This window comes from Fibrobacter sp. (genome assembly GCA_024398965.1).
Lineage (GTDB): Bacteria > Fibrobacterota > Fibrobacteria > Fibrobacterales > Fibrobacteraceae > Fibrobacter.
This window is the reverse complement of record JAKSIF010000003.1, coordinates 139,768-157,660: the sequence shown is the minus strand read 5'-3', so window position 1 is coordinate 157,660 and position 17,893 is coordinate 139,768. Positions and strand designations below refer to the sequence as shown.

1 protein-coding gene is annotated in these 17,893 nt (G+C 43.6%); it reads right to left on the bottom strand.

All coding sequences use genetic code 11. From position 1 onward, the window contains the following. Window positions 1-18: 18 nt before the first annotated feature. Window positions 19-17,865, bottom strand: coding sequence for a hypothetical protein (locus tag MJZ26_02540; protein ID MCQ2104647.1), 17,847 nt, complete (start codon window positions 17,863-17,865; stop codon window positions 19-21). Window positions 17,866-17,893: the final 28 nt, after the last annotated feature.

The window sequence follows — 17,893 nt, the reverse complement described above, 5'->3', positions numbered from 1 at the left end:
CTCCAAAATTAACAAAAACTAACCCATAGTAGCATTAATCAAACCATTCCCATCACTAACAACGTGAATTACAGGAGATACTTCACCGTTGGAGACTTCCGGTATCAGAATACGATATTCGTTGTTTTCGGGTTGAATGATTTCGCCTGGGGTGCCGTCTTCCGTAAGATAGCGGAGTTGTGGCAGGGAGGAACCTGCAGGGAATATAACGACATAGGGACGCCACCACGGATTTGGAACAATCCCTGTGCATACAATGTGAAGTTTTGTTCCTGCCTGAATTTGAAGAGGTTCTTCGATATAGAACAGATCAACCGTAATGTCGGAAGTGGTATCATCCTCCGTTCCTGAATCAGTTGTTGAGTCGCCCGTCCCTGAATCTGTTGTTGAGCCACCCGTTCCCGAATCGGTTGTTGAGCCACCCGTTCCCGAATCGGTTGTTGAGCCACCCGTTCCCGAATCGGTTGTTGAGCCACCTGTCCCCGATTCAGTTGTTGACGAAGTTTCCTGTTGCAGGGTCCAGTCCTTGCCTGTCACATCGGTGAAAGTGTCTGTACCACCGTTTGTCGAAGCTACAAGGCTCACGCCCGGAACGCCACCATTCTCGAACTTGGACTGAATCTGGCTTGCCTGGGTGTTGTCATTACCAAGGAACACCTCGCCGTTGGAAGTATTGACGGAGTGCTGCTCCAGCATGATTTCCACGCTGGGAGCGAACACGCCCACGGGGTTGTTGTGTTCGAGGATCAACGAGGCATTGTCGCCAAGGGCCACATCGTCCCCGTCGCCCATGGTAATCGTATCGCCGAAGTCGCCGCCGACAATCACGTCGCGGTCCCTGCCGGTCAGGATCGTGTCTCCCATTTCGACAGGCTTCCCGTCGCGATCAAGCGGAATTTCCACGGCGTTGCCGTCGATATGGATGCTCTGCGCCTCGACGGCTCGGTTGGCGTAATCGGCCTGGTTCTCGTTGCGGGCGAACGGGAGGTCAATATCGAAAGTTACGCGGGCGTCGTCACCGAAGACAAGATCCTTGTCGTGGTCACCACCAATGGCAATATCATCTTTACGGTCCGCCACGGCAACGACCTGCACGGCCGTTATCACGGGAAGGTTCAGCGGCCACTGGTTCGTATCGGTGAACAAATTGCGGATTCGGACTTCGAAAGTCGCAGAAGTCACGTTACGGAACACCACGTAGTTTCCGATCAGGCTCATGTCGGGAGCGACCTGCGAAAGCAGATCTTCCTTAGTAGGCGATACGGAGCATGTAACCTGGCGATAGTCGCCGTCGAAATGATTGCCAGTCCAGTCGTTCAGGTAGTAATGCTGGTCGAGCGCGTTGCCTCCGGGCTGGCGACCACAAACATCGAACAGGTAGTTGTACGAGTCAACCCCTTGCTGGTCGCCACCAAGGTAAACATACACATCGCAAGCCGCACTCGCACCGAGTTCACTCCCCGTACGGAACGTGTCAAGGCCCGTAAGCGTGAGCTTGATTTCCTGTTGCTGCTGGGCGGCATAGTAGGCGTTGAACAGCCTGGAGTTTGACGTGTCGCCGTCCAGCTGGGCGTCATCCTTCAGCATAAGGCTTGAATTTTGCGTTCCATTGCCAACGGCCGTGTCATAGGCAACAAGCGAAATCCCGACGCCATCGTGCTTTACCGGGGTGTCGGAGTTATTTTCGTTTTCGCCAACGATATGCAGGCGGTTGTTCTTTATGTAAAGGTTTGTCCAGTCGTTGTCTGCCACGACGCCAGCAGTCTCGTGCGGGATAAAGTTGAACTTCTGTTCGCCATTCTCATAAACGGGGCTATTGTTATCATCCAGCACTGGGATATACTCGCCTGGAGCAACCATCTCGACTGCGGTCGCGTTCTCGCGGGTAAAGTTGAAGGAAACGACCTTGATTCCATCCAGCATGGAGTCGGCATCGGCAGTCGCTCCGGAATCGATGTAGTCGGCACCCAGCCCACCTACCACGACATCGTTACCGTTGCCAGTGATTATGCGGTCAGCGTAATTGCCTTCGATATCGCGGGAATCCAGGGACTCGGCCATGGAAAGCATGGAGGCCGTAGCCCCGGAGTTGTCACGGTCTGTAAAGACCATCTTGGCATTGTCGCCAAAAACAACGTCGTTGTCGTAAATGCCGTAGCGTTCATCGCCATAAGTGGTGATCTTGTCGCCACCCGTGCCGCCAACGACGATATCGTCACCGCCGCCTGTGGAGATTGTGTCGTCGCCACCGTGGGTGATGTCGGAAGATGCAGCCACATCCTGGGCGTGGAGCGAACCATTCACCTGGATGGCTGCGATGCCCGGCAGATTCTTGCCGTTGGGTGACTGTCCCGGGAAGGCTTCCTCGATTACCACACGGAAGCGGTCGATGGAAGTGCCCGCGGCGACATCGAATACGACATAGTTGGCGCTTGTGGCCAATTCGGCAGACGTTGCCGTGCCGCGGTCATAGGAACCGTTGAAGTTATGGTTCGCAGCGTCATTTACGAAGTAGCTCGTGACTGGGCTTATCTCGTCTTCCAGGAAGAGGCTGACTTTGCGGATGCTGCTTGTGTCCGCAGAGTGGGAGTCTGGCAAGTCCAGATACACAATCACGCTGTAGTGCGTGAAGTACTGCGCAAGGCCGTCAACGGAAACTTCCAGCTTGTTCTCGTTCTGGGAGTTCGGTGCCGTGGTCATGAGGCCGCTGTTCATCAGGGCCGCATTTGCGTCAGTGGAGGAGTTGGCGAAGTTGTGGCTGTAGCCCTGCAGGTTGATGCGGTTGTCGGTACCTGTGGTGCGGTGCCTTTCGATACCGCCGTAGCTCACGCTCACGGCGCTTGCGCGAGTGCCGTCGTCAAAACGCACGATTTCGCGGTCGTCGTTGCCGTAAGTGCCGGAAAGGGGTCCGCCGATGTTGTTCCAGTGGTCACTACGGAAATCATCGTTATGAGAGGCATTCAGCGCACCCGCGACAGCTTCAGACGAAAGTCCCGTCTGCGAGTTACCCACGAAATTAAACGAAAGGGTAGCCTCGTCGCGGATTTCGGGGACAGCCAGTGTATCGTGAACTTGCGACAGAGCTTCCGAGGCGTTGCCCCTGAATGTCGCAAAGCCATTGTCGCCGAACACAACATCCTTCCCTCTCCCGGTACGAATATTGTCATTGCCAAGGCCTCCGAAGATGACATTGTCACCGTCACCAGCGTCGATGTCATCGGCTCCGGCTGTTCCCAGGTCCTCGCCCACGTTGAAGCCCTCGTTAGTGACCATCAACGCATTGCGCTCAAGGTCCATGATGACCTTGCCACCGTCGCCTACAATGGCGTCGTTGCCTGCACCTGTGCGGATTGTGTCCTTATCGGTTCCACCAATGATAGCGTTCTTTCCGTCTCCAGTACTGATGTAGTCCTGGCCACCATCCCCTTCGTTCTTGCTCTCTGCATAGAGACGTTCCGGTGTAACGGTATATCGACCGCCGTCGCCGATTGCAACGTTGTCGGAACCGGTAATACGGATAGAGTCCCCGGCGAAACCGCCCATGGCAACGTTCTTGTCGCCTGCAATAACAATGTTATCGACTCCACCAACGTTGTCGTTAGTCGTTTCAACAAGGTGCATGCCAAGACCAAGCTTATCTCCATAAACAGTCTCGTCATTTTCAGCATTATTGTACGTAACACGTCCATTATCACCAAGGGCAACATTCTTGTCGCCACCGATGACTATTACATCGTTCTTGGCACCGCCGACAACGACACTATTCGTGCCTCCGACCTTAATCATGTCGGTGCCACCTTTTTCGGCATCTACCGACTGAATGCGATAAGCATCGCGGTTCACGCCATCTGTCTGTAGACGGTGTACTGGATTGCCTTGTTCATCGGCAGTACGTCCCGGAGTCTTGCCGATTCCAGTGGTATAGTCGTCAATGAACACTGGATTTTCTGCATCAATATCGCCAACCGTAGAGCCGAGCACCGTATCGCCAACATCTACGCCATTTACCTGACCATTATTATAAAGGACCTGGCCACGGTCACCGAAGGCTATGCCGCCACAGTTCATGTTTATGGTATCGTCACCGAGACCACCGAAAACAACCATGTCGTTGCGAGTTACATTTGTACTCGATGCGTCAATACGGTCATGGCCCGACTGTGCGTTGATGACCAGCTGGCCGTCACCCTCATAGCCATAGGCGAACTTGAGCGATACAATCGAAATTCCCGCTGTCAAGGTAAAGTCCCGTGAAATCGAGAACGAACTACTGGTCAGTTCAGAAACGGCACGGCGCTGAACGCTGCCGTCGCTCAGCGTGGCATCCACGAACATATTGAACTCGTAGCCGTTCGGCGCATCCTTGTGGATGTTGTCGGCTGTAGCCTTGAGCGAATCAAACTTTTCCTTCCAAGACACGAACAAACTCGAATCATCCGAATCTATTGCATAGCTGTATGTAACAGCACCCAGGTTCAGCACAGGCGGCTGTGAAGAAATTGTCCCGGAACAAATCAAGTTTCTTGTATGGTCCGCCTGGTAGCTATTCACCTTGATGTCGTCATCGAACTCCGCCTGATAGAATCGGAAACCATCTATGTATTCACCTTCGGCAAGGACAAAGTCATATTCGATATCGAAACCATCCTGGTTCGAGAACGAGCCCTTTACCTCGCGACGCTGGGTAACAAAATTATCGGCTTCAGCAGGGGGAACATCTTGTTTCTTGATTATCGCTTCGACATAGTAAACTTCGGTGTCAGATTCTTCGCGAACAACATTAACACCATTGTTTGCAATAGGCGTCAAGCCGTAATGGTAAACGCCATCATTGAACGAAGCACCGTTAGCGGCATTTTCAGCGGCAATCCCCGCATCGCCAAGGTGCAATCCAAATTCGGCGTTTTCGTTGGCTGCATTACCCGTATTCACTACCGTGTATGTCCTGTAAGCATCTTCACGGTAGAGCGTCTTGTTGATATCAACAGTATCCTTGCCCTTACCCAGATTGTATTCAGCATATTCCATCTGCGCCGCAGTGATGCCGCTCTGCATCATCAAAGGATCATCATTTTCGGCAAGTTGCTTTTCGGGGAACGCTTCAAGTTCCGTATGGGTAAAGCGAACAGCATGCGAGTCATAGGCATCAACATTCTTTTCGGCTTCATTCCTATTGTTATTCACAAACCCAGTAAGCGATGCACGGGCATCAACACTATCCTGCTGGTTATTTACAAACAAGCGGTCCACAGACGCCATCTCGTCAACAAACAGAGAATCCCTATTACCCGAAATCAGGGCAAAGTTAACACCACCAGTAGGCAAAACAACAGGCTCGTTCAAGACAAGGGTTAATATATGCGAACTTGAATCGTAAGAAGCATTCTCAATTCTAAACCACTTGTCTGCAACCGTGGACTCAATTTGATTAACGGGCTCCTTAGTTGTTCCGACACTCTTTGTCGTCTGGTTGACCCACTTGAAAGTCTTGTGGTAGAACAGGGACAATATCTGTGAATCAGACAAGTCGTCATTCCATTCTGTTCCTATAATACCATTCAAGACTGCTACCTGCGCTTCTGATAACGAAGACAGGTCTAACATTGCAGCGCCATCGACAACCTGGAGACTGAACAACATTCCTTCGTCAAAGTTGTTCAGTTCATTAAAGTTCGAGGCCTGTTGCATGCCGCCTTGTCCCTCAACAATATGCCTGTAATTAAGCATGGCCGGGTTACCGGTATCAAGCATCATGCTCTTGCCATAACCGTACGCGTATACAGCACCATCAATATCATTGATTCTTTCTTCTCTTGGCCCTACTTTGGTGACTCCATAATCATCCAAAGCGTTATCGGGAACTGCAGTTACGGTAATGGAACGGCAAATATTCTCGCTATCAAAACTTATAATAATAGAACCATCGGCTAGGGAGGTAAAGCCGGGGCATGAAACAATCAGGCGATCACTTTCCGTAAGGGCTTCCGAATTTGCCAACAGCCGGGCCGGAGTAATTTTTACATATACCGTCTGACCATTAGACAACGGGCCATTGTATTCAACATTGTATGAAGTGCTAGTAAAATCGCGCCTTCCAGATTCGGACAATACGGAATTGTGCGCTGAAATTGTCAGCAAGTCATTCGACAAACTAGTCGCATTTGCTGTTGTTTGTTTTGCAATTTCCCAGTCGTAACTATTTGGCAAATTTGCATTCACGGTCACGGCATCATGGATTGTCATCGGTTGCCTTGTAATGCTGTTGTAGAACGTAATGACATTGCCGTTGAGTTCATAGTACCGATCACAGCCTTCTGTATAACCTCCAACAGATTTATTACCAACCTTAACGGAGCTTATCACCATGTCTTCGTATGCGAGATAAACCTTGGAATCGTCAACACGGAGAACATTTGAACGCACACATATTGTAAGTGTTTTTTCTGTTTGTAAAAGATTCGAGTTAATCGTTACCACATTGTCGGATAATTTATATTGATTATTTATTGTCCAATTTTGCTTTACTCCGTCCACATAGAAAGATAGTTCCTGATTTATATCAGCCGTCTCACTAGAATCGGATGGTCGCACATAAATGGAATTCACCTTGAACTCATTGCTTGCGCCAATAATGAATTCTTCGGTAAAGACTAGCGGTTTCCCTGCGACAACGTCGTCTGTTCTTTTTTCACCAGCGAAAGTGACTCCAACAGAAGTCACTGATTTCGTCAAGACGGTCTTGGAGGAACCACTGTTCCATGTACTCGAAATCGAGATAGCCCTACGAGCACATTCTTCGGTCAATCCATCTTCGAGGGCCTTTACAAATACTTCAACTGGACTATCGTTCGTCGGGTGGACCGTTATGGTCTCATCCCATACAATGGAAGCACTCTCATTTTTCCAATATCCAACAAGGAAACCCCGGTCTCCACGATTAGAGTCCACCGCTGATGGAACAGGAGCACTTATCGTTACATCAAGAGTTTGGTTGTCCTGAAGCCCGGCACACCCGACAAAGAAGGAGGCCATTGCCGCATTCCCTTCACTTGATATAAACACATCATAGGATTCCCTTATTTCATAGTCGGGCTGACTTTGGGATCCCTTGTTTTCAACGATGAAAACGGCAGGCGCACTATCAGAATCAACGACAGTAAAACTTTCTGTCAAGGATTCCTTGCTCGTATCGACTACACCATTTGCATCAACGAATTCATACTTGACATCAACGGTCTGACCGTCAATATTGGCGCTTCGGAGTGTGTATTCCTTGTCGAGACCGCCCATGCTAAAGGTATCGTTGCCCTTACCGCCATTAAGTTCTGTCACATCGGTAGACTTGTTGCCCACGACATAGAACATATCGTCACCGGCAGCGGCATCGAACTGAGTACTTTCGACACCGGCAGCCTTGATGGCAACAAGGTCACTCAGCATGCCCTCCTTAGTCACGACGAATACATCCTCGGCATCGGTTCCACGAACATTCAGCGTATCCGTGTCTTTTCCGCCATCAATGGTCATTGCACCACGGTCAAACGGAGTTACCCCATCTTCCTTGCGGAAAGAGTATACACTGAAGGTGTCGTCGCCACAACCACCAGACATACTCAATGAACCCGCATTGTTAAGAGCAACAAATTCATCGGCACCAGAGCCACCTTCAATATTGAGCTTTGTTTTGGAGGATACTCCGTCGCTTAGGTATGACGCTTCGTTTGTCTTTACCGCATTAAATTTATCAACAGGTTGGATATTGGCCGAAGTGCCAGGAACTCTATCAGAATTGTAGAGTTGCCCAACATAGAATTTATCAGCCCCTGCACCGCCATCAACATTGGTCGTTTTCGCGGTTCCATCGATATACACCTGGTCATCGCCGCCATTTGCGTTAACATTCAGGACATCGACTCCCTGGGTGTAGTTCACACGTTCAATGTTGGAATTGAGATTCTTTTTTACAGTCTCGCTAATTTCAGAGTCAAAATCATTTTCTGTAATTGGCAGAAGCGCAACAAAGCCCAAGTTTTGTTCTTCATTCTGACGCAACAGCAAGCGGTCAATACTTTCCGTACCTTCAACAACAAGTGTATCGGAACCATCCAACCCCGAATCAGTCACATTGGTGTAATTCGTGGTACTGTCGCCCAGCAACTTAACGGTAATCTTGTCACTACCGCCCTGACCATCAACGAAGTCCATGCCCGGACCAGTAGTTATTTTGTCATTACCCCCATTGGCATTGGGTTTTACCTTTGCATTGGCATATAATTCGCCATGCAAGCCAAGATTATCGCCGAAAACGATTTTGTCGTTTCCTAGCTGATTTCCTGTTTCTCCAGAAAGTGTAATTCCTGTCGAGTCATAGTCTATGACGCCATTATCGCCGTACAGCATATCGTTACCGGCACCACCGTCAATGATGTCATCACCGGCACCGCCATAAATCAAGTCGTTATCGATGCCACCGCTGATGGTATCGTTACCACCATCACCATCAATGATGTCGTTACCTATGCCACCATAAATCTTATCAGCGCCACCATTAGTAGTACCGCTACCATCATCGCCGAAGATTAGGTCATTGCCTTCATCGCCGTAGATGATATCGGAACCGTTGTCTTCAGAGGAATCCGTATTGCCCACATGTATTGTAGATACAGACCCATTCTCATTCAATTTTTCGATATTGAATTCAAATTCATCTTGTGCGATTTTATATTTATCTGGACTATCCTTTGCAAACTGCGCATCAATAAATTCCTGACTAAAAGCAGCAGTCTTGTTCGTTGTATCAACGGCAAAGGGAGCTGCAACATCTTTGGAGCCATCCGTAATCCTGTCACCAAAGACAATATCCATACCTTCGCCACCAAAGATGGTATCGTTATCCGAACCACCAAGAATGCGGTCATGGCCCTTTTCGCCATAGATTAAATCATTACCGGCACTGCCATCAATATGGTCATCACCGCCACCGCCGTAAATAACATCATCGCCATTTCCGCCAATGAGCGTATCCTTACCGCCATCTAGGCTGATATCCGTACGGGAAATACGAACATTATCTTTTACAAGACCATTAGATATTTCATGCAGTGCGGCAACAACATCATTTTTATTTGTCAGTATTGACCAAGAACCGCCATCACCGAAAATGTAATCGGTACTATCACCGCCGGCAATCTTATCATCACCAGCACCGCCAAAGATAATGTCATGGCCGGAACCGCCTAGAATAACATCTCCGCCAGCCTTATCCGCATCTACATTCGCTTCTGCTACTAATCTATAAACATCCTTTTCGCTTTCGTCTTTTTCCTTATCAACGCGGACCGTTCCCGTATCACCAAAAATAATGTTCAAACCCTGAGCACCGGTTATATGGTCAACACCAGCACCACCATTGATCAAAACATAATGACCCGCAGCAACCTTTAAGCCAGACAAATCAATAATGTCATCACCATCACCGCCGTTGATTATGATATCAAATTCGGCAGGTTTTTCTGACTTTAGAATAATTTTATCATTTCCCTTTTCGGCATTGACAATCAATTTACTCGTTGTAGATTCACAATGATCATAATCATCCGAAATAGTTGAACCATCAACCTTCAAGTACAATATTTCATCATCATCAGTCAACGTCTTGTTTATACCATTAGTTGAAATACGATTTGCCGCATTTGAACCAATGTTAGCAACAACATCACTACCGGATTTACTAATCATCACGGGTTTATCCTTGCGTTCGTTCTTAAACTCAAACAAGGTCTTATCACCGGTGATATTCCATTCCTTTGTATAAAACAGCAAATCTACATATGCGTAAAGTTTTGCAGTGATGGCGCCATTTACATCAAAGAAGCCAAACAAACCGTCTTCTTTGAACATTTCCGTCATTTCACCTAAACGGATTTTACCATCTTTATTTGGGTCATGCAAGTTGAAGCCCACATTGATGCCAACACCGCCTCCAACACCAGCACTTATACCAGCATTAAGTTCTGCAGCAGCTGTTAGACCTCCATGGAATGAAAGTTCATCAATATCAGCCCCATCGTGAAGATCATTGACATAGAATCCATTTAGTAAACAGCCATAGTCTTTACAATCCGTATTTATCCACTGACGAATTCCAAGCGTATCATAGCCAAAGCCTAAATCAATATCTGCGCTAAGTGAAAGCCCAAGGCGAGCGCCTAATGGGCCATAGATGCGGACAAATGTACTCCAGTCAAAATTGAAGGAGAGCTTTGGCATATCATATTCTACCAACATGATATCCTGACCCAACAACAGCTTAAAGACGTCTGTCGGATTATCCCATATGAAGTGCCAGGAACTGTCGCCCATATTAAGACCTGCACTCATGAGCGTCGAAGATGCCTCGCCCTGCAATTTAGAACTTACGTTAGCATAGCCCGAAGTGACATCAAAATTTGAAACGGAGAGGGTTCCGTCAAGAAGCGATTTGGCATTATCATTCAACCCAAGAATGTTATTCTTTTCAACCAATTCCATACTACCCAAATCAATTTTCAGACCAGTACCATTAAAAGCGCTTATCTTTTTACTAATCTCTATAAGATCTTTTACTGCATACACCATACGGTCATCGAACTTGCCTTTACTAAATTCTTTAGCAAGACTCAGCGGCGTATAGGAAAAGCCAAGGTCATCAAGAACTGGGAATGGAGTCGTGAGAAAATCAATAAGCGGTTCAAGTGGTTCAACGACCTTCTGTATTTTCGACACAATGGGGCCAAGCACTCCGCTAATAAAAGCTCCCATATCCAATTGGAAATCATTGAAACTAAGAGCAGAAACTCCCTTAGTAGCATTCCAATGGAAATCAAAATTTCCATTCAAATTCGGAAATTTCGGAGCATCCCCTATACTCTGCAAATCACGGACTATACCAACCGTAATTTCGGCTGTAAAATCAACAGATGCATCATAATCAAATTCTATCTTATTGAAGGTCAATTTCGAATAGTCAATCAATCTATCACCAAACTTGGTAGGCATCGAATAAGCCTTTGTATTTCCACTTCTTGCGCCATCCAAATCTACGCCAAATTCAAGTTTGACTTCTTTAATTTCTTTCCCTTCACCATCCATTTCAGGGAAAATCATCTCTAGCCCAAGTCCCGCTAGAGAGCCATTTATTACGCCACTGATATCAACATTTGCTTCGACATGCACTTCGGCTCCATCATTAAATATGAAATAAAAGCCCCCTTCTTCAGAAACACCAAATCCAAAATCCAAACTCCATTCAAGTTCCAAATTCACACCGGCATCAGACTTCAAGCCTAATCCAGGAAAACCCAAATCGAACCCTATATCAGAGCCAAACGAATACGTATCTCCGATACTGAGATACCACTCTGCATAACTCTTGCCATTATTTTTACCTTCACGATAGAACGTTTGATTACCTGTTGATGTAGAAGAAATCCAATCATTATCTAACTCTCTGCCATCAACGTTCACGGTGCGCAGGTAGGTTCCAAATAATTCGTTTAATTTCTGCGCAACCATTTCAGCATTCATGCCTGTCGATTCATAAAGGAAATTTGACAGGGGTTCAAGGACTTTTTTCTTAAGATTTCCCAAGAAATCGACACCCCCACTCAACGCATTACCAACAACAGGCACATTCTTGACACTACTCGTCATGCCACTATTTAAGCTTGATTCGAGGGTGTCAAACAATTTATTGAAACCTGTAATAGCGAGTTTTATCTTTTCGAACCAGCCAATATCGCCATTTATAAGTTCACCGATACCATTATAGACTGCGGAAAAATCAGCAATGATATTTCCACTTGTTTGCGAATAATCATAATCAGTCACCAACTTAAAGAATTTTTTTACATCAAGACTTTCAAATTCAATCAAACCTGCTGGTTTTTCAACATCATTTAAGGAATCTCCTTGTTTTTTATTATTCCAATAATTTGCATAATTGAGAAGAATTCCATCTAAGTTAGCCTTTGCAGTTCTAATATTAGCATCAACAGACAAGGAATCTCCATTACCAATTCCCAGCAGTATATCACCCAAAGGTATATTACTTACACTTATAGGCAACTTACCCATTATAGCAACAGGCACAGCAAAATTAAATTCAACATTATCTGGTTTGAAGGTCTTTAGTGACAGTCCGCTTTGTCCCAAGTTTCCCAGCAAAGAAGCTTTTGCACAAACATAAGAATCACTCTTGTTGGAACCTACGGTAATCAAATTTGCCAGCAAATCTACATCGGCAATATTATCAAAACCAAGATTGAACGAAAGTTTTTCACCGACAATATCGACATTCGCCCCAAATTCAATGGCATTTTCTAGATTAAGGTCAAAAGTACCTTTACCAAGGACGGCCTTACCTCTCATGGAGAACCAGAAATCACCAACAACATTCAAGTCTGTGTTGCCACTGATGCCCTTGTTATCGTCACCAAAACTAAACTGATGAACCGATTCAAACGATTTTTTGATATTGAACGAAAATAGCAAAACCTTTTCATTTGTTGTAGAATCAACCATATCTGCAAATTCTATAACAAACGGATTAGCATTCTCAAATAAACCTCCAACGCCATCGTGGGCAACCAAGCCAAAATCCTTCAAATACTTATTCAGTCGATCATTAAGAACTTGTAAACTAAGCACATTATCAGTGCGTAACTTGTTTACAACATCTCGCATGTTATTTGACACATCCACAAGATCACTTACCGACTTGTTGATTACAGGAATTTTTACATTAGATTTCTTTGCTATGTCACGTAATCGTTCAACCAAACTATCTAGAATGGCAAACAAATCTTCTGCCGAAAAACTACCAAAAGTAGCCATGGCTTTATCTACAATACCATCTAACTTGGAATCAACGGTTAGTTTTCCATCCTCACCGAGAGCAATCGATGCTGAGCCAATATTCTCACTTATCAAATCTCCAATGTCAACAAAAGTCTCTATTGAAAAAGTATTCTTCCCATTCGAGCCTGATAAAATAGATGCACCAGGTGTTTTCAATTCATAGCTCTGTACTACATTTTCAATATTGTTTGCATTTTCATTATCACCCAATTTTTTTAAATCAAAACTTGCGTTAAAGCCGACTGCTCCAGCCGCCACAAGATTAACATCAACAAAACCAACCGTCGCAACAGCGCCGCCCATATAGCAGAAATAATTGGTTGGATTCGTTGAAGTAGCATTAACATCTGATGTTATATAGGCTGAAGTAAGTTTTTGTTCAATTACACGGTTCCCTTCAGCAAATTGACTTAGCGTCACACGAGTTGTAACAATTTTCATTTGCGGATCACTAGGATCCTCACTTTCTAACTTTTCCACATCAAGAATTTTGTAGTAATTTTCATTTGCTGCTTTCACAAGAGCATTAACAACAAAATTCAAATTTTCACTAGATTCCAATACAATCTTTTCATCTTCATCCGATATACAAGTACCAATAAAATTTTGTCCTACATCTAGTCGGGCATTTGCAAAAACGTTTAATTCAGCATTAGTTGTAAAGTCAATCAACTTAGACCAATCAATACCAAGCAACGTTCTACCAACAATGCGATAATCATTTCGCGCATATTCGGTCGCCTTTTTTGCAGTAAAGCCTAATTTATCTAAAATTTTACTTGAACCAAGGCTTTTGATTTCAAAATCGCTTTGAGATCGAAATTCTAAATGATCCCAATAAAAGACATTTCCATTTTCATCAACCTTTGCAGTTCCATCGGCATTTCTATCAAAGTATTCCAATGAAACTACAACTCCATCTGCATTCAATGCATTATTAATTTGCCTAACAACATCATCTAAAGACCATGTCTTATCTACAAAATCAACACCATTACCACTATCAGACTTACGGAGTGTTTCAAAATCAAAGATTTTACCGTTAATTTCAAAATCATCCGAACCAATGAAATTTATTGATGTATCTGACAATGTTACAGAAGTGCCTTTTGCTACGCCAAACACTATACTATCACCTTGTACAGCAACAGAATTAAACCCAACAATATTAGCCTTTTTAGCAGCCGAAATTATTGAATGAGCTAGAGTAGTCAAGTCACGGCAATTTTCCGTATTCAGGCGAAGAACAGTTGATTCCGAGGTTCCAACAGGTGTAACGGCGATCTCCAGGAATTTATTAGACATTACAGCACGATAAAATTCCGTCTGTTTGGGAACAATTTCTATTTTATATGTATTTTCATCAAATTTCGCTTTAAAAGCATCATTAAAGCTACTGTTCAAAGTAGTTTCTAAATTTAAGAGTCTCTCTTCAGCGATTTCTTTCTGTTCTTCCGTTGTGTATTCCTGAGACAAATCATATTTTAATTCTAATTTTTTTGTTTCGACCAAGACTAAAGTTTCGTTTTCAATTCTGTATTTTTTTAAATTAATCTGGCAATGATTTTGATCATCAACATCACATTTGTAAATAAAAGTTGAATATTCTTCCGCCGACACTCCTAGCGAATAGGACTTTTGACCATTTATTTCACATTCATACTGTTCAACCACATATCCACCGAATCCCAGATTCAGCAGAGTTGTTCCCAACGCACTTTTAGCACTTTCTATTTCCGATTCATCATACAAATTATCAGGTTGTATTCCAGTCACAGAACTCAGGTCAACATATTTCTGTACAGACTGTAATTGATCACTTATTCCTATTGTATACCTTTCAAGCATCAAACCATTTTTGTTTCCGATAACACCTGTCTTTTTCAATGCATTGGAAACACGCATATAGACAACATTCGAACCGTCTTTCAAGTCAAATTGCGCTGATTTATCAAGTTTGCCATTTCCGTATCCTTGAATTCGCGAAGAATCACAACCAAACCGAATCGTATAACCGTTACTAGATGCGTTATTAACGACACTCACAACATATAGACCGAATGTATTCATGATGGTTCGCCCAGTAAGAACAGCATTGCCACCGTTCGAATCCTTCATGCCCAAATCAACCTGACTTTTGGCGTTATATTGCAAGTTGAAATACTGATTAAGGCTGTTCTTTAGTGTTTCTGCATCATTGACACCTGTAATAATATTCTTGTCAGCAAGCTCATTAAGGACACTAGATGAAATCACTAAGTTTTTATTTGCCGTTCCATCTTTAGAAATAAAATTTAGTGTTAAATCGCTAGACCAGTTTTTTACATCATTGACATATGCAATTACCGTTGTTTGAAGCGAACTTCCGCCGAGCCCCAATTCTGCATAAGCCAGTTGATTTACGGAGGAACCCAAGTTAAAGGCCGCATTATTTCGTGTAACAACGACTCGATTATCTTCCAAAATACAGTCTACAACCGATTTTGCCACATCAATATTATCGGTCGAACTTATTGAAACAGTGTCTATGACCGTATTATTTTCTAAGACATCAAATTGAGCCATTCCGAAAATCAAATCCGTTACACTTACTTCAAAATAATCCTCGTTTAACGGCAGCAATTCATCATCTTTTAGTCCCCAAAAATCTTCTAACTTTGTTGCCTGTCCGTCATCGTTTATCTTCTTACTGCTAAAATTTACATCAAGAGAAAATTTTATCCCCGCGTCGCCACTAGCAGTGACAGCGCCGTATGTGGAGACGTTTTTGAAATTGTTTCCAAGCGAATCAACCAAATTCAAATCCAACGTCTTTGCGATATCAAAACCAAGAGTGAATTCTAGAACATAATGATCAAAAGCGAAAGCCTGCTGTTGCGTTTCATTCAAAGAATCAAATTCTTCAACTGTTTTTGAGTTTCCCCATGCATCAACATATTTTAGCAGGCAGTGTTGGGAACCTTCTTTTTCAAAGGCCTTATTCCATGCTGTATTAAACACACTAGCGAAGTTCTCTACACTATTGAAATTTGCAACCAGAGCGCCATTATCGACCTTGAAAAGTCCCTTCTTATTATCGATATTTTGGTCATTAACTTTTCCGTATAAAACTTCATCAATTTTTGCAATGCTATCAGCGAACAAGCTTCCAGCAGATCCATCAAGAAAATCAAGATTTACCTTGTCCTCAATCAGATTTCGAAGCGATGTTCGTAAAGAATTCAGGTATATGGCAACATTATTTGCAAGAGTTTCAGCGGACAAAGCCAGATATTGCTTAAATTCCTCCGGGAACTCCCAAACACTTTCAATCATGTTGAACGAAAAATTGCAATCCTGTTCATCAGCAATTTTAACAGAGCCAGAATTTAACGATGCATTAGTGCAATGCAACTCAAGAGTCGGAACTTTTAATCCGGTATTATCCGCAGATATTACATACTCTAGAGTTCCATCCAACGAAGTTTCAAACAAACCCAACTGTAAATCAGAAACATTTACATTCTTTGTTATTTTCAATTCAAAATTATTCAAGGCAAAATTGCCAAATTTTAGTTTTCCATCGGTATCGAGCCAAACTTCTACATCAACTTTTAGGATTGCGTTGACATCAAAACCGCTTAACGAGAACAATTTAAAATCTATTTTATCAGCAAAAAATCCGAACAGGGGCGAGAATTCCAAGGTCAGTGTTTTTTTATTATTTGCATCGCCTAGGCTTATTTCGGTCAAATTTGAAGATTCTGAAAGGGTCAAGTCTGGATTAACATAAGCAAATGCAAAATTTGCAGGCGAGCTACTTTCATACACTTTGATGGTATTCAAAATTGCCTTGGCATAAGACTCATTCTCTTGAATGAGGACTCCGAAGAATGTTTGCAATTTATTGAAGTTCATCTCGCCGGAAGCGTCAACAATTCCGTTAAGAGCCACCGATATACGAGCCCAATATTCATTAAAGGTTTTTACGACATCACCAACATCAGCAAAGTCAACATCACCGCCATTAAAAGGTATTTTGAAATCCTTCAAGAAGGGAAGTCTTTTTACATCAATTGCTTGAACAAGCCCATCCAATGTAAAATCATTATTCATTAAAACATCAGGAAAATCAACGTTTATATTTCCTTGATTATCCTTTGAAATACCCAATTTTGAATTATTTGCTAGCGAGAAAACATCTGTCGTTAAGGCAAATTCCAAATCGTATGTGCTACTCAAATTTCCAGAAACTTGTTCGATCTTAAAGTCCGGTTCAGTCTCCGAAGTGTCCTCAATTTCAGAGACACCCAGATTCATAAACTTAGCATTCACACCAAGATTATCAATTTTAGCAGAAATATTACTAATTGACACTGAATCAATCAAGACATCCCCATTCTCCAGCGCCGAATTGTCATTATCAGCATTAAGATCAATGTCAAAGGAAACATGAGCGCTTATATCAAGTTCTGCACCAGACGATATGTTGTCCAAATAATCAAGATTAAGCCCAAGTTCACCAATAGTCACAGACTGAACCAAATCATACCCAACAGTTATCTTGGAACCAACAACCGTTGTTGAGAACCCCTGCGGCAAACTTTCTTCGAGATAACCTAACAGCGTTGATGCATTTACGGAGTTTTCATTATCTTCAAGTTCTTCGACTGCTTGCGCCTTTGCATTTGCAAAGGCACTTTGGACATTTGCTTTTATATCGGCAGAAACTTCACCCAACAGATCTGAAATATTAGTGAATGTATTTCCGATTTCATCTTTAATCAGATAACCAACATCATTCGTTTGACTTGATACAGAATTTTCTATGTCACTTTCTAGAGAAAAGTACAATACACCCAATCGATTATCAATTTCCTCAACATCAGAAAAATCAATTGGCGCATCAGCACTCATCATCTCTCTAATTTCGAGTTGTTCAATTTTGTAGTTGTTGTGTTCGTTATTCTTTTTTTTAGATTTGGACATAGCAAAATCCTTTAGATAATTTTAACTG

What these genes read in the sequence shown, in the direction of transcription:
- MJZ26_02540 (MCQ2104647.1), bottom strand. Translation starts at nt 17,865, where the DNA reads ATGTCCAAATCTAAAAAAAAGAATAACGAACACAACAACTACAAAATT.